The 23,617-nt window shown below is 67.1% G+C and carries 20 protein-coding genes and 1 tRNA gene; 11 read left to right on the top strand and 10 right to left on the bottom strand.

Features of this window, described 5'->3' with window-relative positions; genetic code table 11:
- Position 1 precedes the first annotated feature (1 nt).
- The 6 genes from VK682_RS09575 to pdxH all read right to left on the bottom strand — a co-directional run bounded on the left by VK682_RS09575 (position 2) and on the right by pdxH (position 8,309).
- Positions 2-3,643, bottom strand: coding sequence for a vitamin B12-dependent ribonucleotide reductase (locus tag VK682_RS09575; RefSeq protein WP_324781728.1), 3,642 nt, complete (start codon positions 3,641-3,643; stop codon positions 2-4).
- Between the two features lie 503 nt (positions 3,644-4,146).
- Positions 4,147-6,273, bottom strand: coding sequence for a calcium-binding protein (locus tag VK682_RS09580; protein WP_324781729.1), 2,127 nt, complete (start codon positions 6,271-6,273; stop codon positions 4,147-4,149).
- A gap of 213 nt (positions 6,274-6,486) precedes the next feature.
- Positions 6,487-6,563, bottom strand: a tRNA-Pro gene (locus tag VK682_RS09585).
- A gap of 47 nt (positions 6,564-6,610) precedes the next feature.
- Entirely contained in the window at positions 6,611-7,084 is a 474-nt protein-coding gene (locus VK682_RS09590) for a DUF192 domain-containing protein (RefSeq protein WP_230794386.1), read from the bottom strand.
- The gene (locus VK682_RS09595) at positions 7,054-7,587 is read right to left on the bottom strand and encodes a cold-shock protein (protein WP_230794385.1); all 534 of its coding nucleotides are present in this window, start codon (positions 7,585-7,587) and stop codon (positions 7,054-7,056) included. Before VK682_RS09595 ends, VK682_RS09590 begins: the two co-directional genes overlap by 31 nt.
- Positions 7,588-7,703: 116 nt before the next feature.
- On the bottom strand, positions 7,704-8,309 hold the full coding sequence (pdxH, locus tag VK682_RS09600; RefSeq protein ID WP_230794384.1) for a pyridoxamine 5'-phosphate oxidase: 606 nt from the start codon (positions 8,307-8,309) through the stop codon (positions 7,704-7,706).
- Positions 8,310-8,408: 99 nt separating this feature from the next.
- On the opposite strand from pdxH, the gene fabI reads away from it, so the two are divergent.
- Positions 8,409-9,215 carry an enoyl-ACP reductase FabI gene (fabI, locus tag VK682_RS09605; RefSeq protein WP_230794383.1) on the top strand — a complete coding sequence of 269 codons (807 nt, stop codon included), beginning with the start codon at positions 8,409-8,411 and terminating at the stop codon, positions 9,213-9,215.
- Positions 9,216-9,230: 15 nt separating this feature from the next.
- Positions 9,231-9,716 carry a xanthine phosphoribosyltransferase gene (gpt, locus tag VK682_RS09610; RefSeq protein ID WP_089847369.1) on the top strand — a complete coding sequence of 162 codons (486 nt, stop codon included), beginning with the start codon at positions 9,231-9,233 and terminating at the stop codon, positions 9,714-9,716.
- A gap of 21 nt (positions 9,717-9,737) precedes the next feature.
- Here the strand turns inward: gpt and VK682_RS09615 are convergent, their stop codons facing one another.
- Positions 9,738-10,607, bottom strand: a complete 870-nt coding sequence (locus VK682_RS09615) for an SDR family oxidoreductase (RefSeq protein WP_230794382.1) — start codon at positions 10,605-10,607, stop codon at positions 9,738-9,740.
- A gap of 93 nt (positions 10,608-10,700) precedes the next feature.
- Here VK682_RS09615 and VK682_RS09620 point away from each other — a divergent pair, with 93 nt between their 5' ends.
- The 4 genes from VK682_RS09620 to trpE all read left to right on the top strand — a co-directional run bounded on the left by VK682_RS09620 (position 10,701) and on the right by trpE (position 15,787).
- Complete coding sequence (locus VK682_RS09620; RefSeq protein WP_230794381.1) at positions 10,701-11,126, top strand: winged helix-turn-helix transcriptional regulator; 426 nt, start codon at positions 10,701-10,703, stop codon at positions 11,124-11,126.
- A gap of 63 nt (positions 11,127-11,189) precedes the next feature.
- The gene (locus tag VK682_RS09625; RefSeq protein ID WP_230794380.1) at positions 11,190-12,386 is read left to right on the top strand and encodes an aminotransferase; all 1,197 of its coding nucleotides are present in this window, start codon (positions 11,190-11,192) and stop codon (positions 12,384-12,386) included.
- A gap of 33 nt (positions 12,387-12,419) precedes the next feature.
- Positions 12,420-14,267, top strand: coding sequence for a peptidyl-prolyl cis-trans isomerase (locus VK682_RS09630; protein WP_230794379.1), 1,848 nt, complete (start codon positions 12,420-12,422; stop codon positions 14,265-14,267).
- A gap of 5 nt (positions 14,268-14,272) precedes the next feature.
- On the top strand, positions 14,273-15,787 hold the full coding sequence (gene trpE, locus VK682_RS09635; RefSeq protein WP_230794378.1) for an anthranilate synthase component I: 1,515 nt from the start codon (positions 14,273-14,275) through the stop codon (positions 15,785-15,787).
- Between the two features lie 177 nt (positions 15,788-15,964).
- On the opposite strand, the gene pyrH is transcribed toward trpE, so the two are convergent.
- Positions 15,965-16,690 carry a UMP kinase gene (gene pyrH, locus VK682_RS09640; protein WP_089847359.1) on the bottom strand — a complete coding sequence of 242 codons (726 nt, stop codon included), beginning with the start codon at positions 16,688-16,690 and terminating at the stop codon, positions 15,965-15,967.
- 41 nt (positions 16,691-16,731) lie between these two features.
- Between pyrH and miaA the strand changes: the two genes are divergently transcribed.
- The 4 genes from miaA to VK682_RS09660 all read left to right on the top strand — a co-directional run bounded on the left by miaA (position 16,732) and on the right by VK682_RS09660 (position 20,907).
- A complete protein-coding gene (gene miaA / locus VK682_RS09645; RefSeq protein ID WP_230794377.1) occupies positions 16,732-17,682 on the top strand; it encodes a tRNA (adenosine(37)-N6)-dimethylallyltransferase MiaA in 951 nt (316 codons plus the stop codon).
- Entirely contained in the window at positions 17,683-18,534 is an 852-nt protein-coding gene (locus VK682_RS09650; protein ID WP_230794376.1) for a helix-turn-helix transcriptional regulator, read from the top strand.
- 62 nt (positions 18,535-18,596) lie between these two features.
- Entirely contained in the window at positions 18,597-20,273 is a 1,677-nt protein-coding gene (locus VK682_RS09655; protein ID WP_230794375.1) for an ABC transporter substrate-binding protein, read from the top strand.
- Positions 20,274-20,298: 25 nt separating this feature from the next.
- A complete protein-coding gene (locus tag VK682_RS09660) occupies positions 20,299-20,907 on the top strand; it encodes a glutathione S-transferase family protein (RefSeq protein WP_230794374.1) in 609 nt (202 codons plus the stop codon).
- Between the two features lie 20 nt (positions 20,908-20,927).
- Here VK682_RS09660 and VK682_RS09665 read toward each other — a convergent pair whose 3' ends face one another.
- Complete coding sequence (locus VK682_RS09665) at positions 20,928-21,539, bottom strand: lytic transglycosylase domain-containing protein (protein WP_230794605.1); 612 nt, start codon at positions 21,537-21,539, stop codon at positions 20,928-20,930.
- 188 nt (positions 21,540-21,727) lie between these two features.
- Here VK682_RS09665 and ssb point away from each other — a divergent pair, with 188 nt between their 5' ends.
- The gene (gene ssb, locus VK682_RS09670; protein ID WP_230794373.1) at positions 21,728-22,270 is read left to right on the top strand and encodes a single-stranded DNA-binding protein; all 543 of its coding nucleotides are present in this window, start codon (positions 21,728-21,730) and stop codon (positions 22,268-22,270) included.
- A gap of 76 nt (positions 22,271-22,346) precedes the next feature.
- On the opposite strand, the gene VK682_RS09675 is transcribed toward ssb, so the two are convergent.
- On the bottom strand, positions 22,347-23,438 hold the full coding sequence (locus VK682_RS09675; protein WP_230794372.1) for a PA0069 family radical SAM protein: 1,092 nt from the start codon (positions 23,436-23,438) through the stop codon (positions 22,347-22,349).
- Positions 23,439-23,617 lie beyond the last annotated feature (179 nt).

A 23,617-nucleotide genomic window follows, 5' to 3' on the forward strand; every position in this document is an offset into this window, starting at 1 on the left:
ATCAGCTGCAGCCGGAGGTTGCGCCGCAGGTGTTGCATTTCAGGCAGGTGCCATTGCGGACCAGCGTGTAATTGCCGCAATCGCCGCAGGCCTCGCCCTCATAGCCCTGCATCCGCGCCTTGGTCCGCGCATCCAGCGCCATGGCCGAGCTGCTGCCGGTCAGCGTGGTGACATTGCCCGCCGCCGCGCGGGTTTCCGGCACCAGCGTGCCAAGTGCTGCCATCGGATCGGCACCGCCGCGCAGCACCACCAGTTCCTGCGGCAGCCGCTTGCGCAGATAGCCGGTGGAGCTGATCTGCTTCAGCACCTGCAGCGACCGCGACGCCGCGCCTTCGGACAGTTCGCGCAGGTTCGACACGCCCTCTTCCTCGCCCCGGCCCAGATCGTCGAAGCTTGCCCCTTCGGGCTTCACATGCGCCAGATCGGTGCGGTCCAGATAGGACACGGCCAGTTCGCGGAAGATGTAGTCAAGGATCGAGGTCGCGTTCTTGATGCTGTCATTGCCCTGCACCACGCCCGCCGGTTCGAACTTGGTGAAGGTGAAGGCATCGACAAACTCTTCCAGCGGCACGCCATATTGCAGGCCCACTGACACCGCGATGGCGAAGTTGTTCATCATGGCGCGGAAGCCCGCGCCTTCCTTGTGCATGTCGATGAAGATCTCGCCAAGGCTGCCATCGGCATATTCGCCGGTGCGCAGATAGACCTTGTGCCCGCCGATGATCGCTTTCTGGGTATAGCCCTTGCGGCGGTCGGGCATCTTTTCGCGATGCGAGCGGATGACCTCGCGGATCACCACCTTCTCCACGATCTTCTCGGCCAGCACCTGCGCCTTCTGCGCGGGCGTGCCGGTCTCCATGACCTCGGCGGCCTCGTCATCCTCCTCCACCAGCACCGAGGCCAGCGGCTGCGACAGTTTCGATCCGTCACGATACAGCGCGTTGGCCTTCAGCCCCAGCGACCAGCTCAGGTCATAGGCGCGCTGGCAGTCCGCGATGGTGGCGGTGCCGGGCATGTTGATGGTCTTGGAAATGGCGCCCGAGATGAAGCCCTGTGCGGCGGCCATCATCCGGATATGCGCCTCCATCGACAGGAAGCGCCGCCCGTGCTTGCCGCAGGGATTGGCGCAGTCGAAAACCGGGTAATGCGCCGGATCCAGATGCGGCGCGCCTTCCAGCGTCATGGTCCCGCAGACATGGATGTTCGCGGCCTCGATGTCGGATTTGGAAAAGCCCAGATGGCGCAGCAGGTCGAAGGTGGGATCGGCCAGCTCCTCCGCCGGGATGCCCAGCACCTCGCGGCAGAACTCTGCCCCCAGCGTCCACTGGTTGAAGACGAAGCGGATGTCGAAGGCGCCGCGCAGGGCGGTTTCGATCCGGTCGATCTGCGCCGCGCCAAAACCATGGCCGATCAGCGCGGTGTGGTTGACGCCCGGGGCGGTGGCGAGCGTGCCATAGCCCACGGCATAGCCCGCGATGTCTTCGATCTGGGCGGGGGTATAGCCCAGCCGGTCCAGTGCTGCGGGCACCGCGCGGTTGATGATCTTGAAATAGCCGCCGCCCGCCAGCTTCTTGAACTTCACCAGCGCAAAATCCGGCTCGATCCCGGTGGTGTCGCAGTCCATCACCAGCCCGATGGTGCCGGTGGGGGCGATGACCGACACCTGCGCGTTGCGGAATCCATGGCGCTGCCCCAGCCGCAGCGCTTCGTCCCAGCTGCTGCGCGCCAGCGCCACCAGCCGCGCATCGGGGCAATGGGCGTGATCCAGCGGCACCGGCGGCACGGCCAGCCCCTCGTAACCCTCGGCCTGCCCCTCTGCCGCGCGGGCGTGGTTGCGGATCACCCGCAGCATGGCGTCGGCATTGCGGGCATGACCCGCAAAGGCGCCCAGCTCCGCCGCCATCTCTGCCGAGGTGGCATAGGCCACGCCGCTCAGGATCGCGGTCAGCGCGCCGCAGAGCGCGCGGCCCTCGGCGCTGTCATAGCCATGGCCCAGCGTCATCAGGAGACCGCCAAGGTTGGCATAGCCCAGCCCCAGCGTGCGGAAGTCATGCGACCGCTGCGCGATCTCGCGCGACGGGAACTGTGCCATCAGCACCGAGATTTCCAGCGTCAGCGTCCAGAGCCGGGTGGCATGCACAAAGCTGTCGGCATCGAACCGGCCCTCGGTCAGGAAGGCCAGCAGGTTCATCGAGGCGAGGTTGCAGGCGGTGTCGTCCAGAAACATGTATTCCGAACAGGGGTTCGATCCCCGGATCTCGCCATCCGCCGGGCAGGTGTGCCACGCGTTCACCGTGTCGTGGAACTGGATCCCCGGATCGGCGCAGGCCCAGGCCGCATGGCCGATCTGGTCCCAAAGATCGCGCGCCTTGACGGTCTTGGCCACGCCGCCATCGGTGCGGCGGATCAGCGCCCAGTCGGCATCCTCGCGCACCGCGCGCAGGAAGGCATCGGTCACGCGGATGGAATTGTTGGAATTCTGCCCCGACACGCTGGCATAAGCCTCTGAATCCCAGTCGGTGTCATAGACCGGGAATTCGATGCTGTCATACCCCTGCCGCGCGTAATCCAGCACGCGCTTCACGTAGGTTTCGGGGATCGCGAGCTTCTTCGCCTCTCGCATGGCCTGTTTCAGCGCGGGATTGGCGGCGGGATCATGGGCGCCCTCGGCGCTGCCGTCAAAGCTCCGGATTGCCGCGAAAAGACCGTTGAGCATCTTTTCATGCATCTTGGACCCGGCGACCAGCGCCGCGACCTTCTGCTCTTCGGTGACCTTCCACTTGATGAAGGCTTCGATATCCGGGTGGTCGGCATCGACGATGACCATCTTGGCCGCGCGCCGCGTCGTGCCGCCCGACCGGATCGCCCCCGCCGCACGGTCGCCGATCTTGAGAAAGCCCATCAGGCCGGAGGACTGCCCGCCGCCCGACAGCCGCTCGCCCTCGGCGCGCAGGCCCGAGAAATTGGTGCCGGTGCCGGATCCGTATTTGAAGAGCCGCGCCTCGCGCACCCACAGATCCATGATGCCGCCGTCGTTCACCAGATCGTCGGAGACGCCCTGAATGAAGCAGGCATGCGGCTGCGGACGTTCATAGGCAGAGCGGGATTTGACCAGATCGCCGGAGACGTGATCGACGTAATAATGGCCCTGCCCCGGACCGTCGATGCCATAGGCCCAGTGCAGCCCGGTGTTGAACCATTGCGGCGAATTGGGCGCGGCCATCTGCCGGGCCAGCATCACGCGCATCTCGTCGTAATAGGCCTGCGCATCGGCTTCGGTGCTGAAATAGCCGCCCTTCCAGCCCCAGTAGGTCCATGCCCCCGCCAGCCGGTCAAAGACCTGCCGGGCAGAGCTTTCGCCGCCCTTGGGCGTGTCGGCCTGCGCAGGTTCGGACCGCCACAGGAAGTCCGGCACACCCGCTTCGGGCACCGGGCGCAGCGCCTGCGGCACCCCGGTGCGGCGCAGGTATTTCTGCGCCAGCACGTCAGAGGCGACCTGACTCCAGCCTGCGGGCACCTCCAGCGCGTCGAGCCGGAACACGGTGCTGCCGTCGGGGTTGCGGATTTCCGAACTCGTGGTGACAAATTCGATCCCGGCATAGGCATCCTTGCCCGCCGTGGTGAATTTCCTCTCGATCTTCATCGCTGCCTCGCCTCAGAAATCGCACTACACCCGGACCTGCCAGCCGTCCCGCAGGGCGCGGCGCGCGCCCCGGGTCATCGGGTGATCTGCTGGTCCGTCCTGTCCCCGCCGAGCCCCGCCAGACAAGGCGGGCGCTGATCCGGCAGGGTCAAACTGACGCAGATCAGCAGACAGGGTCAACGGGATTTTGACCCGCGTCTGCGATATATTTGGTAGGTCATAACCCCCTCGACCACTAGGGATATGGGTTATCCGGCGGCTATCCCCGGTTAGTCCCGGTTTCATCCACATCCCCGTCCCGGGCCAAGCAGGCGGCAAATCCTCACAATTCCGCCCCCGGTGCCCGGCTTATCCACAAGCCCCCCGGACCGCGCACGACCCGCGCCAAAAGCGCCGACCCGCGCTGCAGCAATGCCACAGCGGGTTTGCGCATTCCGACGCAAAAAAGGGGCAGCGGTCGCCCGCTGCCCCCCGGTCCCGCGCGACGTGAGTCGCGATCAGGATCAGACGATCATGAAATCGTCGGCTTCCAGCATCGCCCCGTTGGAGATGCGGGCGAACAGCATCTGGTCCATGCCACCCGCGCCATCGGCGTCGTAATAGACATTGCCCAGCTCGGCGTCGTAGATGATGCGGTCATCTGCATCCATGGCCATGCTGCCCATGGCGAACTGGTCCGCCATCAGCGTGCCGTCCATTTCGGCATCAAGGCCCGAGAAGACCTTGCTGCGCAGAACGATCATGTCGTCGCCCACACCGAAGTCGGCGACGATGTCGACGTTGGACTCGGCATTCGGGGTCATGTCGAACACGAAGCTGTCGGCACCGGCGCCACCGCGCAGCCAGTCATTGCCGCCCCGGCCCGCCAGAACGTTGTCGCCGGAATTGCCGGTGATCATGTTGTCCATGGCGTTGCCGATACCGTTGAGATCGGCCGTGGTCTGCAGCGCAAGGTTTTCGACATTGTCGGCCAGCAGGTAGCTGTTGAAGGCAAAGACGCTGTCGGTGCCCTCGCCGTCCATCTCGACGATGGTTTCGGCACCGTTGCGCACACGGTAGATGTCATCACCCATGCCACCCACGAGGGTGTCAAGGTTGCCCATGCCGTCCAGCGTGTTGCTGCCCGCATTGCCGGTGATGACATTCGCAAGGCCGTTGCCCACACCGGTCAGATCCGCCGTGCCCGACAGGGTCAGGTTTTCGATGTGCTGACGGCCCATCGCAAAGTCCACGGTGGAGATGACGGTATCGGTGCCTTCCCACTTGCGGCTTTCCATGACCATCGCCGCCGCGTCATCCACCAGATAGGTGTCCGACCCTTCGCCGCCGATCAGCGTGTCAGCGCCAAGACCGCCGCCGATATTGTCATTGCCATTGCCGCCATGCAGGTAATCGTCACCCCCCGCACCGCGCAGGATATCGTTGCCGTCTTCGCCATAGGCCACGTCGCCCATCCTGCCGGTGGACACGTTGGCAAAGCCCTGATCGCTATCGGCCCAGCTGCCGGTGTGGATCTCGTCATTGCCCGCACCACCAAAGATGGTGTCAGAGCCATCAGCCATGGCATCAAAGGCGCGGCCAGTCACGGCCTGCACACGGCTGTCATCGTCGCCGGTGATGATGTCATCGCCGTCGCGCCCGCGGATCAGGTCATTGCCCGCCCCGCCGGTCAGGCCGTTGTCATATTCCGACAGCGGCAGGTTGCCAGCAGCAGCCGTGCTTGCGGCATCCATCTGGTTGTCATCGGCCACCCCGGCATCAATCCGGTCATTGCCGTCGCCGCCATCAACGGCATCGCGGCCCGACCCGGCGATCAGCCGGTCATTCCCGGCACCGCCGGAGATCACGTCGTCATCGGCGCCGCCATTCAGGAAGTCGTCGCCGCCATTGCCGAAGACCGTGTCATCGCCCGGCCCGGCACCAAAGGTGTCGTTGCCGTTGCCAAGGTTGAACATGTCGCTGGCGATGTCGCGCTGCACGCCCAGAAGGCGCATGGCTTCGGCCATGTCGATGGTTTCGATCTCGCCCGCAGCGGCGGGAAGGATCGGGATGAAGCCGTTTTCACCGCCATTCACCTCGCCCATCGTGCCCTCGCCGATGCCATCCGGCACGGTGACGCCGTGCAGAACGATCTCGCGCAGGGCCAGCGGCATGATGTCGGACGCTTCATACTGCGTGCCGGTCACCGGGCTCATGAACTGGCTGTCATCGCCCAGATCGTAGGACTGGAAGAAGCTCAGCTGCCCCATGGCATCGCTGGGGGTGAATTCGCCGTCAGCGTCCTGCAGCGTCAGCAGCACGTCGCCATACTGCCCCACGCCTTCCAGAACCTCGACCATGCCGTCGCGGTCGGTGTCATTGGCCAGCGTCGGGGACACCGAATTGATCGGATTGCCCGCCTCGTCAAACCGGCCATGAATGTGCTGGATATGGCCGATGCCGGGCGTCAGCCCTTCAGCGGTGATCGCGACGTTCAGATATTGGGTGCCATCCTCCTCGGTGGCCGTGGCCAGGATTGCGGTTCCGGAGACGCCGGAACTGTTGAGCGCATCGAAGTCGACTTTCCAGAACGCATCCGCCCCTTCAAGGAAGGCCGCGTAAGACGTGTAGCTGTTCGCAAGATGTGCCATGAGTCCTCCTGTAGCAACGTGGCCCCGTAGGCACGGATGGCACGCGACAGGAGTTTCAGAAGCTTTTTCAGCGCCCATGCGGAATTAGCCCAAGCCCCTGACGGGCCACGACTTTTTCTGATACACGAAGCTGTGAACTGGCAATCCGCCTGCTGTGTCGCCCGCATGACCCCCTCTGTCCGGAGGACCGCAGGCTGCGGCAGGGAAGAAAACTGGTCGGGGCGATAGGATTCGAACCTACGACCTACGGTACCCAAAACCGTCGCGCTACCAGGCTGCGCTACGCCCCGACGCGGACCCGCTTACAACCGGGAACGCGGATTGGAAAGACACGAAATCACTCGCAGGGCCAAACAGGTTCGGCAATCGCCGGATGGCGCATCTCGCTGCCCGGCACGATGCCCAGCTGGTCCGCGAGCCCGCCGTTGATTTCCAGCACGAACTGCGACGGCGCCCCGCTGGGGATGGGGGTCAGATCGCCCGGCACCGCACGGTCATGCACGGACACCACGCGGCCCTGCGCGTCGGCAAACACCATATCCAGCGGGATCAGCGTGTTCTTCATCCAGAACGACACCGGCGCCTCGCGCTCATAGACAAACAGCATCCCCGCGCTGGCGGGCATCTCTTCGACATGCATCAGCCCCTGCGCGCGGGACGCGGCATCATCGGCGATCTCCACGCGGAAGCTGGCAGAGCCCCAGTCGCCACGCAGCCAGACGGTATCGTCCCGGCACGCGGCCTGCGCCCCCTGCCCGATCAGTGCGAACGCAAGCGCGCTCAGACAGAGACGGAAAGTGCCGTTTCCCATGCCGAAACCTCCGTTGCCATCTGGCCGCGGCGCCCGTCGATCACGCGGATCGCCAGCGCTTCGCCGGGCTGCAGATCCGCCAGACCCGAGCGGCGCAACACTTCAATGTGAATGAACACGTCCTCGGATTTGCCGAAGATATTGGCAAATCCAAAGCCCTTGGCCTTGTCGAACCACTTCACCCGCGCCGGTTGCAGCGGTGCGGCGCGCATCACTTCGGGGTCGATCCCTTCGAAATCGGCCAGAGGCGCCCCCGGGGGCGCTTCGGGCGGCTCGATCTTCAGAACCTCGGTGGCCTGAATCCCGCGTTCGGTCTTTTGCACGCCAATTTCGATCCGCGCCCCATCGGCCACCGAGCTTTGGCCGAAATTGCGCAGCACATTCGCATGCAGCAGGATGTCCGGACCACCCTCGTCCGCGATGACGAAGCCGAAACCCTTGACGGGATCGAACCACTTCACGCGGCCAAGTACGCGGCGCGTCTCGCTCTCGTTCTGTGTCAAATGCGTTTCCACTGGTAGTCTGCGTATCCCCGTCCCTCTTTCGCCAAGCGGATGCGGGAATGCAAGTCATTGCAACCTGTATTTTCTGCCTGCCAGCCGTTCACGCGACGTGAAATTCATGGATTTAACCTGTGGATAGCCCACGGATCGGCCTCGGAATTCCTACGCCAGACAAAGCGATCGTGCAACCTGAAGGCGCCGTCCGCCCAAAATTCAATCTCCGTCGGCGTCACGCGAAATCCGCCCCAGAATGGCGGCCGCGGCGGGTTCGGACCTTTGGTCGCGGTGACCTTCGCCACCTCCGCCATCAGCGCCGCGCGGGAGGACAGGGGCTGCGACTGCGCCGAGGCCCACGCCCCCAGCCGCGACTTCATCGACCGCGAGGCGTAATAGGCATCCGCCTGCGGCCCCTCTTCGCGCACAACCGTACCGCGAACGCGGATCTGGCGGCGCAGCGACTTCCAGTGCATCACGAAGGCGGCCTTGCCCGCCTGTTCGATCTCCCGCGCCTTGGTGCTGGTGTAATTTGTGTAAAAGACGAAAGCTGCGGCCTCGATCTCTTTCAGCAGCACCATGCGCGCATTGGGCATGCCATCGGCATCCACGGTGGACAGCGCGATGGCATTGGGGTCGTTGGGCTCTGTCGCCTCTGCCTCGGTCAGCCAGCGGCGCGCGATGGCAAAGGGGTCGTCCCCGGCAAAAATCCCGTCCCGGTCGGTCATGATCCTGCTCCTTCTGCCTCTGGGAAGAGGCTGCTCTTGATGCCCCCCCGGCAATCGCCTAAAGGGTTCGAGAATTTCAATGCCGGGTGGAGATGCGGGATGTCAAACACTCTGATGGCGGGCAAACGCGGCCTGATCATGGGACTTGCCAATGACAAGTCCATTGCCTGGGGCATCGCCAAGGCGCTGCGCGGGGCCGGGGCCGAGCTTGCGTTCTCCTATCAGGGCGAGGCGCTGAAAAAGCGGGTCGGTCCGCTGGCGGCGGAACTGGGCTCTGACATCGTGCTGCCCTGCGACGTGGGCGACGAGGCCTCCATCGACGGGCTGTTCGACGGCCTGCGCGACCGCTGGGACAGTCTCGATTTCATCGTGCATGCCATCGGCTTTTCCGACAAGAACGAGCTGCGCGGGCGCTATGTCGACACCAGCCGCGGCAACTTCACCATGACCATGGACATTTCGGTCTACAGCTTCACCGCCGTGATGCAGCGCGCCGAAAAGATGATGACGCGGGGCGGCTCGGCCCTGACGCTGACCTATTACGGCGCCGAACGGATCATGCCGCATTACAACGTGATGGGCGTGGCCAAGGCGGCCCTGGAAGCCAGCGTGCGCTATCTGGCCGAGGATCTGGGCAAGGACGGCATCCGCGTCAACGCCATCTCGGCGGGTCCGATCAAGACGCTGGCCGCCTCCGGCATCGGCGATTTCCGCTACATCATGAAGTGGAACGAATACAATTCGCCGCTGCGCCGCAACGTGACCATCGAGGATGTCGGCGGCTCCGCGCTTTATCTGCTGTCCGATCTGGGGTCGGGCGTCACCGGCGAGACGCATCACGTCGACGCTGGCTACCACGTTGTCGGCATGAAGGCCGTCGACGCCCCCGACATCACCAAAACCTGAGCCGGAGACACGCGCATGGACCGTCTGCCCCACGAAAAAGGTTTCCACGTCAGCTGGGACCAGCTGCACCGCGACAGCCGCGCGCTGGCGTGGCGGCTGCAGGGGCAAGGCGACTGGCGCGCCGTGATCGCGATCACCCGGGGCGGCATGGCCCCGGCGATGATCGTCGCGCGCGAGCTGGACATCCGCATGGTCGATACGATCTCGGTCAAGAGCTATGACCACCAGACCCAGTCCGAACCGCGCGTCATCAAGTTTCCCGACATGGAGGTGATGGGTGATGGCGAGGGCGTGCTGATCGTCGACGATCTGGTGGATACCGGGCGCACGCTGGAAGTGGTGCGCGCCCATCTGCCCAAGGCGCATGTGGCCACGGTCTATGCCAAGCCCAAGGGGCGGCCCATGGTCGACACCTATGTGACCGAGGTCAGCCAGGACACGTGGATTTTCTTCCCGTGGGACATGGCCCTGCAATATGTGGAACCTTACCGGGGCGCCTGAGCGCCCCGGCCTTGCCCGCGTCTACAGCGCCGCGCGCAGCGTGTCGCGCCACGGTGTGGTGGGCCGCCCGATCAGCCGCGACAGCGTGTGGTCGTCGCTGTAAAGCCCGCCCTGCGCCGCGCCCGCATCGCTGTCCGCAAGCATCTCGGCCAGCGGCGCGGGCAGCCCCGCCCCGGTCAGCGCCGCCGCATAGGCCGCTTCGGTCATGCTGACGTAAGGCACAGGCTTTCCCGCCAGATCAGACAGCGCTGCGGCAAAGTCGGACAGGCTGTAACTGTCATCCCCCGCCAGTTCATAGACGGTGCCGGACGCGGGCTGCGGCCCGGTCAGCACCGCCACGGCGGCGGCGGCGTAATCCGCCCGCGCGGCAGAGGAAATCCGCCCCTCGCCCGCCGCGCCGATCAGCGCATCATGGGCCAGCGCGGGGGCGGCGCTCATCACGTGGTTCTCGGTATACCAGCCATTGCGCAGCACGGCATGGTCAAGCCCCGAGGCGGCAAGCGCGCGCTCCGTCTCCAGATGTTCCGGCGGCAGCATGGACAGCGGCGAGCTGTCGGCGCGCAGGATCGAGGTATAGGCGACAAAGCCCACGCCTGCGGCCTTGGCGGCCTCGATCACGCGGGCATGCTGTGCCGCGCGTTTGCCCACCTCGCTGGAGGAGACCAGCAGCAGCTTGCCCACGCCCTGCAGCGCCGCCTCCAGCGCCGCGCTGTCGTCATAAGAGGCAAGCCGCACCTCAAAGCCCTGCGCCGCCAGCGCCTCGGCGGTCTCGGGGCGGCGCACCAGCGCGCCGATCCGCGCGCCGGGCTCTGCGGCCCGAAGCCCGGCCAGCACCAGCGCGCCCAGCTGTCCGCTGGCGCCGGTGACGAGATAGTCAAGCGAAGGGGTCATGGCAGCATCCTTGCATATGGTCTGCGGTTCACAGACGGTCTATGGTCTCTGATCTAGACCACCCCCGGCGATCCGTGAAGGAGGCACCTTTTGATGACCAAGGCACAGCAAGGGAACCTTGTGGCGGTGCGCGGGATGCTGAACAGCATGGCGCAGTGGACGGGGGCGCCCGCCGATGCCGGGCAATGCCCGGTGCGCGACGTGCTGGACCGGGTCGGCCAGAAATGGACGCTGCTGATCCTTGTGGCGCTGGAACCCGGCCCGCGCCGGTTTTCGCAGCTGCACCGGCAGGTCGGCGACATCTCCAAGCGGATGCTGACCCAGACGCTGCGGCAGCTGGAACGCGACGGGATGGTGGCGCGGCAGGTGTTTCCGACCAAACCTCCTGCGGTGGAATACAGCCTGACCGATCTGGGCCGGTCGGCGCTGGATCCGATCGGCCTGCTGCTGGTCTGGGCCGACCGGCATCATGGCGCGATCCGCGCCGCCCGCGCCCGCTTTGACGCTGCCGAAGGGTGACCCCCCTTTTCCCCGCCCCCTCCCGCTGCTAGCGTCCGCCGGCATCGACAGGGAGACCACCACATGAGCCGCATGAGCCGCACCCAGACCACCTTTGCCCCCCCGGTGATGGAGGCGCGGCGCTGGCTGGCCGGGGTGGAGTTTCCCGCCGACCGTCCGCTTATCAACGTAAGCCAAGCCGCCCCGGTGGAGCCGCCGCCCGCGCCGCTTGTCGCCGCGATGGCGGAGGCACTGGCCGATCCCGCCACCCATCTTTACGGCCCGGTGCTGGGCCTGCCCGAGCTGCGCGCGGAGCTTGCCGCGCATTGGTCGGCCCATTACGGCGCGCCGGTCGCCGCCGAACAGGTGGCCATCACCGCAGGCTGCAATCAGGCCTTTGCCGCGACCATTTCGGCGATCTGCGGCGAAGACGACGAGGTGCTGCTGCCGACGCCGTGGTATTTCAATCACAAGATGTGGCTCGACATGGACGGCGTGCGCGCCGTGCCGCTGCCCGCCGATGACCACCTGATCCCGCAGCCCGACACCGCCCGCGCCCTGCTGACCCCGCGCACCCGTGCCATCGTGCTGGTCTCGCCCAACAATCCCGGCGGCGCGGAATATCCCGCCGAGGTGCTGCGCGGCTTTCTGGATCTGGCGCGCGAGGCGGGGATTCACCTGATCGTTGACGAAACCTACAAGGATTTCGACAGCCGCAGCGGCGCGCCGCATGACCTGCTGGCCGATGCGGGCGACACGCTGGTGCAGCTTTACAGCTTTTCCAAGGCGTATCGGCTGACCGGGCATCGGGTGGGCGCAGTGATCGGCCCCGTCTCGCTGCTGCCCGAGATCGAGAAATTCCTTGATACCGTGACCATCTGCGCGCCGCAGCTGGGCCAGCGCGCAGCCCTCTGGGGCCTGCGCAACCTTGGCGACTGGGTGGCGGGTGAACGGGCCGAAATCCTTGACCGCCGCGCCGCCATCGCCGAACACATGCCGCAGCTGGAGGCGCAGGGCTGGCGCCTGCTGGGCCTTGGCGCCTATTTCGCCTATCTGGAACATCCCTTCGCGGAAAGCTCCGCGCAGCTTGCCCCCCGGCTGGTGGCGGAGGCTTCGGTGCTGGCCCTGCCCGGCACCATGTTCATGCCCGAGGACGACCCGCGCGGCGCCCGGCAGTTCCGGCTGGCCTTCGCAAATGTGGACCGCGCGCAGATCGCCACGCTCTTCGACCGGCTCGCAGCGCTTGACTGGGCTCTTGCGACCCCGGGTCCGGCCAAGTAGACCACGCCAGAACCAAGACAACACGAGGCTTCCATGGCACGCGGCAAAAGCAGCATCACCAAGACCCTTGTCTGGGGCCTTCTGATCCTTGTGGTGATGGGCTTCGGCGCCTTCGGCACGGTCAGTTTCTCGGGCGGCGTGCGGGGACTGGGCGATGTCGGCCAGACCGAGATCACCTCCGACGCCTATGCGCGGACGCTGCAGAATGAAATGCAGGCGCTGCAGGCCCAGACCGGCCAGCCGGTCACCATGGCGCAGGCGCAGCAATGGGGGCTGACCGACCGCGCGCTGGCGCAGGTGGTCACCAGTGCCGCGCTGGACGAGGAAGCGCGCCGCATCGGCCTGTCGGTGGGCGACGCGCAGGTGGCCGAGGAACTGGCGGCAATCTCCGCGTTTCAGGGCCCCGATGGCAGCTTCAGCCGCGACGGCTACGCCATGGCGCTGCGCAATGCCGGGCTGAGCGAGGCGGAATTCGAAGAGGATCTGCGCCGCGAAAGCGCGCGTTCGCTGCTGACCGGCGCGATCCTGTCCGGCACCGCCCTGCCCGACACTTATGTGGACACGCTGCTGTCCTGGGCGGGCGAGACCCGCAATTTCACCTGGGCCCGGCTTGGCCGCGACAGCCTGAACACCGGCCTGCCCGTGCCGTCAGAGGCGGATCTGCAGGCGTGGTATGAGGAAAACATCGACCTCTTCACCCTGCCCGAAGCCAAGGCCGTGACCTATGCATGGATCACGCCGGACATGATCCTCGACACGGTCGAGGTGGACGAGGACACGCTGCGCGCCGCCTATGAAGAGCGGATCGCCGAATACAACCTGCCGGAGCGGCGGCTGGTCGAACGTCTGGTCTTTGGCAATGACGCCGAGGCACAGGCGGCGCTGGACCGCATCACCGCAGGCGAGACCGATTTCGAAACCGTGGTCGACGAGCGCGGACTGGCGCTGTCGGACATCGATCTGGGCGATCTGCCCGAGGGCGCGCTGGACGAGGCGGGCGCTGCGGTCTTTGCCGCAGAGGTCGGTCAGGTCGTCGGGCCGCTGCCCTCCGATCTGGGGCCCGCGCTTTACCGCGTAAACGGCGTGCTGGAGGCGCAGGAAACCCCCTATGAGGATGCCGTGCCGCAGCTGCGCGACGAACTGGCGCTGGACCGCGCCCGCCGCGTGATCGCGGGCATGGCGCAGAGCCTTGACGACGATCTGGCGGGTGGCGCCACGCTGGAGGATCTGGCCGAGGAGACCGAGCTGGATCTGGGCCAGATCGACTGGACCGAAGCCAGCGACAGCGGCATCGCGGGCTATGACGCCTTCCGCGAGGCCGCCGCCGCGATCACCGCCGAGGATTACCCCGAGATCCGCGATCTGGGCGATGGCGGCATCTTCGCGCTGCGGCTCGACGAAATCCGCCCGCCCGCCCCGCAGCCGTTTGACGCGGTGCGCGATCAGGTCGGACAGGGCTATGACGCCGAACAGGCCACCGAGGCGCTGCTGGCACAGGCCCGCACGCTGGCGGACCGCATCGCCGCCGGGGAAAGCTTTGCCGATCTGGGGCTGGAGCCCGTCACCGAAGAAGGTCTGACCCGCGATGCCCGCATCGAAGGCCTGCCCGACGCGCTGCTGCCCGAAGCCTTCACGCTGGAGCCCGGCACCACCGCCACCCTGCCCGGCGATGGCAGCGCGCTGATCCTGCGGCTGGATGCGGTGACCCCGGTGGACCGCACCACCCCCGAGGCCGAGGCGCTGGCCGGGCTGCTGCGCGACCGCGCCGCCTCCGCCGTGGCCAATGACCTTTACCGCGCCTTCACCACCGACATCCAGAACCGCGCCGGGGTGCGGATCGACCAGCAGGCGGTCACCGCCGTCCACACCAGCTTCCAGTGATCGCCATGGCCAGCCTGTTTCCCACCTTCAACGACTTCGCCCGCGGCTACGAGGCCGGCCAGAATCAGGTGGTACACGCCCGGCTGGCCGCCGATCTGGACACGCCCGTGTCTCTGATGCTGAAACTGACGGGGGCCGCCAAGGATGCCTTCATGCTGGAATCGGTGACCGGCGGCGAGGTGCGCGGGCGCTATTCCATCATCGGCATGAAGCCCGACCTGATCTGGCGCTGCGACGGCACGCGGTCGCGGATCAACCGGCAGGCGCGGTTTGACCCCGACGCGTTCAAGGATCAGGACCGCGACCCGCTGACCGAACTGCGCGCGCTGATCGCCGAAAGCCGGATCGAGCTGCCCGAGGATCTGCCGCAGGCGGCGGCGGGGCTGTTCGGCTATCTCGGCTATGACATGATCCGGCTGGTGGAACATCTGCCGCATGTGAATCCCGATCCGGTCGGCCTGCCCGATGCGGTGATGCTGCGCCCGTCGGTGGTGGCGGTGCTGGACGGCGTCAAGGGCGAGGTCACCGTGGTCGCCCCGGCATGGGTGCAGTCGGGGCTGTCGGCCCGCGCCGCCTATGCGCAGGCCGCCGAACGGGTGATGGACGCGGTGCGCGATCTGGAACGCGCCCTGCCGCAGGCGGGCCGCGAACTGGGCGAGGCGCATGAAGCCGCAGCCCCGGTGTCGAATTTTACCCGCGACAGCTACAAGGCGGCGGTGGAGAAGGCCAAGGATTACATCCGCGCCGGTGACATCTTTCAGGTGGTGCCCGCGCAGCGCTGGACGCAGGAGTTTCCGCTGCCGCCCTTCGCGCTTTACCGCTCGCTGCGGCGCACCAACCCCTCGCCCTTCATGTTCTATTTCAACTTCGGCGGGTTTCAGGTGATCGGCGCCAGCCCGGAGATCCTCGTGCGGGTTTTCGGCAATCAGGTGACCATCCGCCCGATCGCGGGCACCCGCCCGCGCGGCGCCACCCCCGAGGAAGACCGCGCGCTGGAAGCCGACCTGCTGTCGGACAAGAAAGAACTGGCCGAACATCTGATGCTGCTTGATCTTGGCCGCAACGATGTGGGCCGCGTCGCCAAGATCGGCACGGTGCGCCCGACCGAAAAATTCATCATCGAACGCTATTCCCACGTCATGCACATCGTGTCGAACGTGGTGGGGGAGCTTGCCCCCGAACATGACGCGCTTTCGGCGTTTTTTGCGGGCATGCCCGCAGGCACCGTGTCCGGCGCGCCCAAGGTCCGCGCCATGCAGATCATCGACGAGCTGGAGCCGGAAAAGCGCGGCGTCTATGGCGGCGGGGTCGGCTATTTCAGCGCGGGCGGCGACATGGACATGTGCATCGCCCTGCGTACCGCCATCGTGAAGGATGAAAAGCTCTACATCCAGGCGGGCGGCGGCATCGTCTATGACAGCGATCCCGACGCGGAATATATGGAAACCGTCCATAAATCGAACGCCATCCGCCGCGCCGCCGCCGATGCCGCGCGCTTCACCGGCAACGGCAACGGCTGACCCTTGCCCCGGCGAGGCACGGTCGGCTCGGGTCGGCCTGCCTCCGGCGGGGATATTTCTGGTCAGAAGAAACGGCGGGGTCTGCTCTGCAGCTTCTTCTGACCCCAAATATCCCGGGGGTGAATTGGCCGCAGGCCAAGAGGGGGCAGCGCCCCCTCCCTCGCAGCCCCCAAGCCCTCAGGCATGCACGGTGGTATAGGTGCCCTCGCCGCAGAGGATGCCGCGGAAGCCGCCGGGCTCGTCCAGCGAAAACACGATGATCGGCAGGTCATTGTCGCGGGCAAGTGCTATGGCCGAGGCGTCCATGACTTTCAGGTGCTTGGCCAGACAGTCGTCATAGCTCACCCGGTCATAGCGCACTGCATCCGCATGTTTCATCGGATCCTTGTCATAGACCCCGTCTACCTTGGTGCCCTTGAAGATCACCTCGCAGGCCATTTCATTGGCGCGCAGCGTGGCCGCGGTGTCGGTGGTGAAATAGGGGTTGCCGGTTCCTGCGGCAAAGATGCAGACCCGCTTCTTTTCCAGATGGCGCACGGCGCGGCGGCGGATATAGGGTTCGGCCACCTCGTCCATGCGGATGGCGGAAATCACCCGGGTGAAGACGCCCATTTCTTCCAGTGCCGACTGCATGGCCAGCGCGTTCATCACCGTTGCGAGCATGCCCATGTAATCGGCGGTGGTGCGCTCCATGCCCTGCGCCGATCCGGCGAGGCCGCGGAAGATGTTGCCGCCGCCGATGACCATGCAGATCTCGACCCCCATGTCATGCACGGATTTGACTTCGCGGGCGATGCGCTCGACGGTGGGCGGATGCAGGCCGTAGCCTTGGTCGCCCATGAGCGCCTCGCCAGAAATTTTCAGCATCACGCGCTTGAAGGTGGTCTGCGGCTGATCGGCCATGTTGCGCTCCGTTCCGGCAGGGTTCAAAATCGCGCGCATAGATGACGGAAAACCCCCGGCGCCGCAATGGTGCACAGGCACGACAGGAAAGAACAGGCGTGACGGATCCGCTTTACAGGCTTGCGCCCGATCCCGATGCCCCGATCCTGATCGCGGGCCCGACGGCCAGCGGCAAATCGGCGCTGGCGCTGCGGCTGGCCGAGGCCACGGGCGGCGTGATCGTCAACGCCGATGCGATTCAGGTCTATTCCGACTGGCGCGTGCTCACCGCCCGCCCCTCCGCCGCCGAAGAGGCGCGCGCCCCCCATGCGCTTTATGGCCATGTGCCGGGGGATGTCGCCTATTCTGTGGGCGACTGGCTGCGCGATCTGGCGCCGCTGCTGCGCGCGGGGCCCCGGCCCATCATCGTGGGCGGCACGGGCCTCTATTTCGCCGCGCTGACCGAGGGGCTGGCCAGCATCCCCGCCACGCCGCCTGCGATTCGCGCCACTGCCATGGCCCGGCTGGAGGCGGGCGAACGCCCCGACATGGTGGCAGAGCTTGACCCCGCCACCCGCGCCCGCATCGACGTGCTGAACCCGATGCGGGTGCAGCGCGCGTGGGAGGTGCTGCAGGCCACCGGGCGCGGGCTGGCCTGCTGGCAGGCCGACACCCCGCCGCCGCTGCTGCCGCTGGCGCAGGTCCAGCCGGTGCTGGTGCAGGCGGAGCGCGACTGGCTCAACACCCGCATCGCCGACCGCTTCCGCCAGATGGTCGAGACCGGCGCGCTGGAAGAGGCGCAGGCCAACCTGCCGCACTGGCGCCCCGACCTGCCTTCGGCCAAGGCCATCGGCGCAGCGGAGCTGATGGCGCATCTGCGCGGCACCCTGCCGCTGGAAGAGGCGATCGACCGCGCCAGCATCCTGACCCGGCAGTTCGCCAAGCGGCAGCGCAGCTGGTTCCGCGCCCGGATGGCCGACTGGCCCCGGATCAGCCCTGCGGATCTGCGCTGAATGACTACGCCCGCCGGGATCAGGCTTGTCTCTCCCGGCCAGCTTCCGCCCTGGCACTACGGCCTGCTGCACGACCGGCCCGCCATGACGCTGCTCTGGATCACGCGCGGACAGGGGCGCATCACCGTCAACGGCATCCGGCGCGGGCTTGGCACCCATAACGCGGTGTTCGTGCCGCCGGGTGTGCTCTTCGCGCTTGACCCCGGCCCGCAGGCGCTGACGCTGGTCCTGCACGCGCCCGCGTCCGAAGATGCGCTGTTCCCCGACGAGCCGCTGCATCTGCGCATCCGCGATGCCCGCGCGCAGGCCGAACTGACCGGACTGCTGGAGGGGATGCAGCGCGAGATCAGCCAAAACCGTCCGCATCTGGCCGAGGCGCTGTCCGCGCAGGTGCAGCTATCAGGCGTCTGGCTGCGCCGTCAGGAGGCGGCGGGCGCCGCCGACCATCCACCCGACTGCGCCGCATTGCGGCTGGCGGTGGCCTATGCCGGGTCGGTGTCCGCCCGGTTCCGCAGCGCCGCAGGGCCCGGCGATCTGGCTGCCGAGCTGGGGGTGACCGGCACCCATCTGACCCGCGCCTGCCGCACCGCCTGCGGGCGCAGCGCGCTCGACATCCTGTCCGAACGCCGCCTGCACGAGGCGCGGCGCCTGCTGGCGCAGCCTGCCCCGCCCATTGGCCAGATCGCGCGGGATCTGGGCTTCAACAGTGCGGCCTATTTCACCCGCTTCATCCGCCGCCTGACCGGACAGTCGCCCAGCGACCTGCGGGCGCTGGCGCAGCAGTCGCCCGGCACGCGGCCCGGCGGGCCTGCCCGGCTGCCGCCCGCGCCGGTGCGGCGCATCTTGCGTTGACGCGGATGGCGCTTCCATGCGCAATACGCGCAGCCGATGCCCCATCACCGCAGGAGGCCGCGATGACCCCATGCCATGATCCGCACTGGATCCATCCCGCCGCGCGGGCCGAGGCTGTGGCGCTGGCGCGGGGCCAGCAGAGCCGCCGCGATTTTCTGACCCGTGTCACCGCGCTGGGGGTGGGGGCTGCCGCAGCCTATGCGCTGGCGGGCCTGCCCCGCCCCGCCATGGCACAGACCGACCCCGCCCCCCCCGGACCCACCACGCTGCGCATCCAGATGGAGGTGCGCCCGCTTCGGGATCCGCGCACCTTCGACTGGTCCGAGATCGCGAATTTCACCCGGGGCTGGCTGGAATATCTGGTGGAATACAGCCATGACGGCAGCCTGCGCGGCATGCTGCTGGACAGCTGGCAGGCCAATGACGATGCCACCTCCTATGTGCTGCGGGTCCGCCCCGGCGTGGTCTGGACCACGGGCGAACCCTTTGGCAGCGCCGATGTGGCGCGCAACTTCGACTACTGGTGCGACCGCAGCGTCGAGGGCAATTCCATGGCCAGCCGGCTGCAGGCGCTCATCGATCCCGAAACCGACCGGCTGCGCGCAGGCGCGGTGGAGGTGCTGGATGACCTGACCCTGCGCCTGCACCTGTCGCAGCCCGATGTGGCGCTGATGGCGGGGCTGTCGGACTATCCCGCCGCCGTGGTGCATATGCGGCATGATCCGGCGTCGATGCTGACCGATCCAGTGGGCACCGGCCCCTATCTGCCCGAAAGCCTGGACCCCGCCCGCCGCGCCGTGCTGGTGCGCAACCGCGCGCATCGCTGGTGGGGTGACACCGCCGAGGGCTGGGGCGGCGCCACGCTCGACCGGATCGAGTTTCTGGATTACGGCACCGATCCCGCCGCATGGCTCGCCGCCGCCGAGGCGGGCGAGATCGACATGCTTTATGAAAATGTCGGCGATTTCATCGACCTTGCCGATCAGATGGGCTGGACCCGGTCAGAGGTGCAGACCGGCGCCACCGTGGTGCTGCGCGGCAATCAGGACGCGCTGGTGGACGGGCGCGCCATCTATGCCGATCTGCGGGTGCGCCGCGCGCTGCAGCTGGCCATCGACAACGCGGTCTGTCTGGAACTGGGCGATGCGGGCCGTGGTCAGGTCGCCGAGAACCACCATGTCGCGCCGATCCATCCCGATTACGCCCCGGTGGGCGGCACCGAATATGATCCCGCCCGCGCCCGCGCGCTGATCGAGGAGGCGGATCTGGCCGGGGTCGAGCACGAGATCGTCACGCTGGATGACGGGCTGACCCGACGCACCGGCGATGCGGCGGCGGCGATGCTGCGCGATGCGGGCATCAAGGTGCGACGCCGGGTGCTGCCGGGATCGGCCTTCTGGCAGGACTGGCGCAGCTATCCGCTGTCGATCACCGAATGGAACCACCGCCCGCTTGGCGTGCAGATCCTCGCGCTGGCCTATCGCTCGGGCGAGGCATGGAACGAGACGGGCTATGCCAATCCGGAGTTCGACGCGCTGCTGGCCCGCGCCTTGACCATCGCCGATGCCGAGGAACGCCGCAGCCTCATGGCCGAGATCGAGCAGCTGCTGCAGAAAGATGCCGTGATCGTGCAGCCGTTCTGGCGCTCGCTCTACCGGCACAGCCGCCCGGGCGTGACCGGGGCGGACATGCACCCGTCCTTTGAAATCCACCTTTACCGGCTTGGCATCACCGCCTGACGCCACCTTTTCGGGAGCCTGCCCCATGCTGATCCTGCACCACGCGCCACAGTCCCGGTCCACCCGGATCGTGCAGCTGATTGCCGAAATGGGCATCGAGGCGGAGGTGGACCTGCGCCTGACGCAGATCCCGCGGATGGACGGATCGGGCGGGCGCGATCCCGGCAACCCGCATCCCGAAGGCAAGGTGCCGCTGCTGGAGCATGACGGCGCGCAGGTCAGCGAAAGCAATGCGGTGATGCTGTATCTGACCGATCTTTACCCCGACACGGCGCTTGGCCGCCCGGTGGGCCATCCGTCGCGCGGCGCCTATCTGTCGTGGCTGGCATGGTATGGCAACGTGTTCGAGCCGGTGCATCTTCTGCATTTCGCGCAGCTGAGCCATCCGGCGCTGAGCGCCAGCCTGCGCGACGTGCCCGCCGCCGTGGCGCGCCTGCAGGCGGCGCTGGCGGAACGCGACTGGCTGGTGGATGACCGCCTCAGTGCGGCGGACATCCTTGTCAGTTCCACCTATGGCTGGCTGCCGCAGCTGATGCCAGACGATGCCCGCATCCGCGACTGGGTGGACCGCTGCCTGTCCCGCCCCGCGATGAGGCGCGTGAGCGCGGAGGACAAGGCCCGCGCCGGCGCCTGACCGGCGCGGCTGGGGCAGGCTCAGCTGCCCCAGATCACCTTGACGTAATTCTTGGTCTCGGCATAGGGCGGCACGCCCTTGTGCTTTTCCACCGCACCCGGCCCGGCATTATAGGCGGCAAGCGCCAGCCGCCACGTGCCGAATTTCTGGAACTGCTGCTTGAGATAGCGCGCCCCGCCCTCGAGGTTCTGTTCGGGATCATGCGGATCCACCCCCAGACGCTGCGCGGTGAAGGGCATCAGCTGCGCAAGCCCGATGGCGCCCTTGTGCGACAGCGCGCCGGGGTTGAAGCCGCTTTCCTGCTGCACCAGCCGCAGGAACAGATCCTCCGGCACGCCATGGCGGCGCGCGGCGATGCGGGCCATATCGGCATAGACGCCGCGATATTTGCCGCGATAGGCGGGGGCTGTGCCCTGCTCTGCGCCCATCGGGCCCCATTTGGTGGGGGTGACCACGCGCGCAGGCTGCAGCTTTACCGAATTGCGGTATTGCTCGGACGCGCGGCTGTCCAGAACGCTGGTCTGTCTGGAAAACAGCATGACCCGGTTCTGGGTCGACACGACCTCGGCCAGCGCGGGGCTGCCCCCGGTCGCCAGCAAAAATACGGCGCCCGAAAGCACGCGCGTTGTCATCCTGCGCATGATGTCCCTGTTCCGTTTCCTGTCCCTTGGGGCCGGACTATACATAAATTAGCGGCCGGTTCCAGCCTTCCCGCCCGCCTTGCTGCCGGGTTAGGCTTTTGTTCAGCCTGATCCTGTGGTGTAGGGTCTGCCAACCCCCGGTTCCGGGGATTCGCGATTGGACGATCAGAGAGGACGACATGGCCGGTTCCGTGAACAAGGTGATCCTGGTGGGCAACCTGGGCGCAGATCCCGAGGTGCGCACATTCCAGAACGGCGGCAAGGTCTGCAACCTGCGCATCGCCACTTCGGAGACCTGGAAAGACCGCACCACCGGGGAGCGCAAGGAGCGCACCGAGTGGCATTCGGTGGCGATCTTTTCCGAACCGCTGGCCCGCATCGCAGAGCAGTATCTGCGCAAGGGCAGCAAGGTCTATCTTGAGGGCCAGCTGGAAACCCGCAAATGGCAGGACCAGTCCGGCGCTGACCGCTACACCACCGAAATCGTGCTGCGGCCCTATCGCGGCGAACTGACCCTGCTCGACAGCCGCGCAGGCGGCGCTGGCGGCGGCGGCGGTGATTTCGGCGGCTCGGGCGGGGGCGATTACGGCTCGGGCGGCGGGCGCGACTATGGCGGCGGCTCGGGTGGCGGGCGCGATTACGGTGGCGGCTCTGGCGGCTCCGGTGGCTCGGGCGGCGGGCGTCCCCCGGCCCGCGATCTGGACGACGAAATCCCGTTCTGAGCACATCCGCCCCGGCGGAAATGGCAAAGGGCCGGTCCGCGGGGACCGGCCCTTTTTCCTGCGCCGCGACCCGCTGCTAGAACAGCGCAAGCTGGTCGCCGGGCTGCGGCGGCGGGCGGAACAGGTCGCAGCGCAGCGGCGGCTGCGCGTGGTCCAGCCCCAGCCGCCGCGCCGCAAGGTCAAAGCGCTGCGCGATCAGCGCGGCATAGGCGCCCTCGCCGCGCATCCGGTGATGCCAGCGCGCGGAATAATCCGCGCCGTCATGCATCTCGCGCAGCCGCGCCATGATCCGCCTCGCCCGATCGGGGTAATGTTCCGCCAGCCAGTCCCGCCACAGCGGCGCCACTTCCAGCGGCAGGCGCAGCATGATCCAGCTTGCGGCACAGGCCCCCGCCTCGGCCCCGGCGGCAAGGATATGCTCCAGCTCCGGATCGGTCAGCGCGGGCACCACCGGCGACACCATCAGCCGCACCGGGATGCCCGCTTCCGACAGGCGGCGGATGGTGGCAAGGCGGCGCGCGGGCGACGGCACGCGCGGTTCCATCCGCCGGGCCAGATCGCGGTCCAGCGTGGTGACAGAGATGCCGACGCGCGCAAGGCCAAGCGCCGCCATCTCCGACAGGATGTCGATGTCGCGCTCGACCAGCGTGCCCTTGGTGACGATGGCGACCGGGTGGCGGAAGTCGCGCAGCACCTCCAGGCAGGCGCGCATGATGCCCCGGTCCCGCTCCACCGGCTGATAGGGGTCGGTATTGGTGCCGATGGCCAGCGGCGCGGGCTGATAGCGGCGGGCGCGCAGTTCGCGGGCCAGCACCTGCGGGGCCTGCGGGCGGGCTATCAGCCGCGTTTCGAAATCCAGCCCCGGCGACAGGCCCAGATAGGCATGGCTGGGGCGCGCGAAGCAGTAGACGCAGCCATGTTCGCAGCCGCGATAGGGGTTGATCGACCGGTCAAAGGGCAGATCGGGGGAGCGGTTATAGGTGATGATGCTGCGCGGGCGTTCTTCGGCCACCTCGGTGCGCAGCGGCGGCAGATCCTCCGGAATGTCCCAGCCATCGGACACATCCGCATAGCTCAGCCGTTCGAACCGCCCGCTGTCGCGGGAGGCGGCGCCGCGTCCGGGGCGGCGGTCAGCGGTCAGGGGGCGGTCACGCTCGGGTCGGGTCATGGCGCGCAGCATACGAACAAATAGGGAACTTGCGCAACCCCTGCCGCGCCGCAGCGCAGGGGCAGTGCCGGGAGGCCGCGCGGCGGTCTTCACCAGCCGTTAGCGCTGTGTCCAGGCAATCCGGCAAATACCGGATTTCTCTTTGCCTTTGGGGGGCAGCCACCCTATCTTTATCCCAA

Source organism: Salipiger marinus (assembly GCF_035481585.1).
GTDB classification, from domain to species: Bacteria; Pseudomonadota; Alphaproteobacteria; order Rhodobacterales; family Rhodobacteraceae; genus Salipiger; species Salipiger marinus.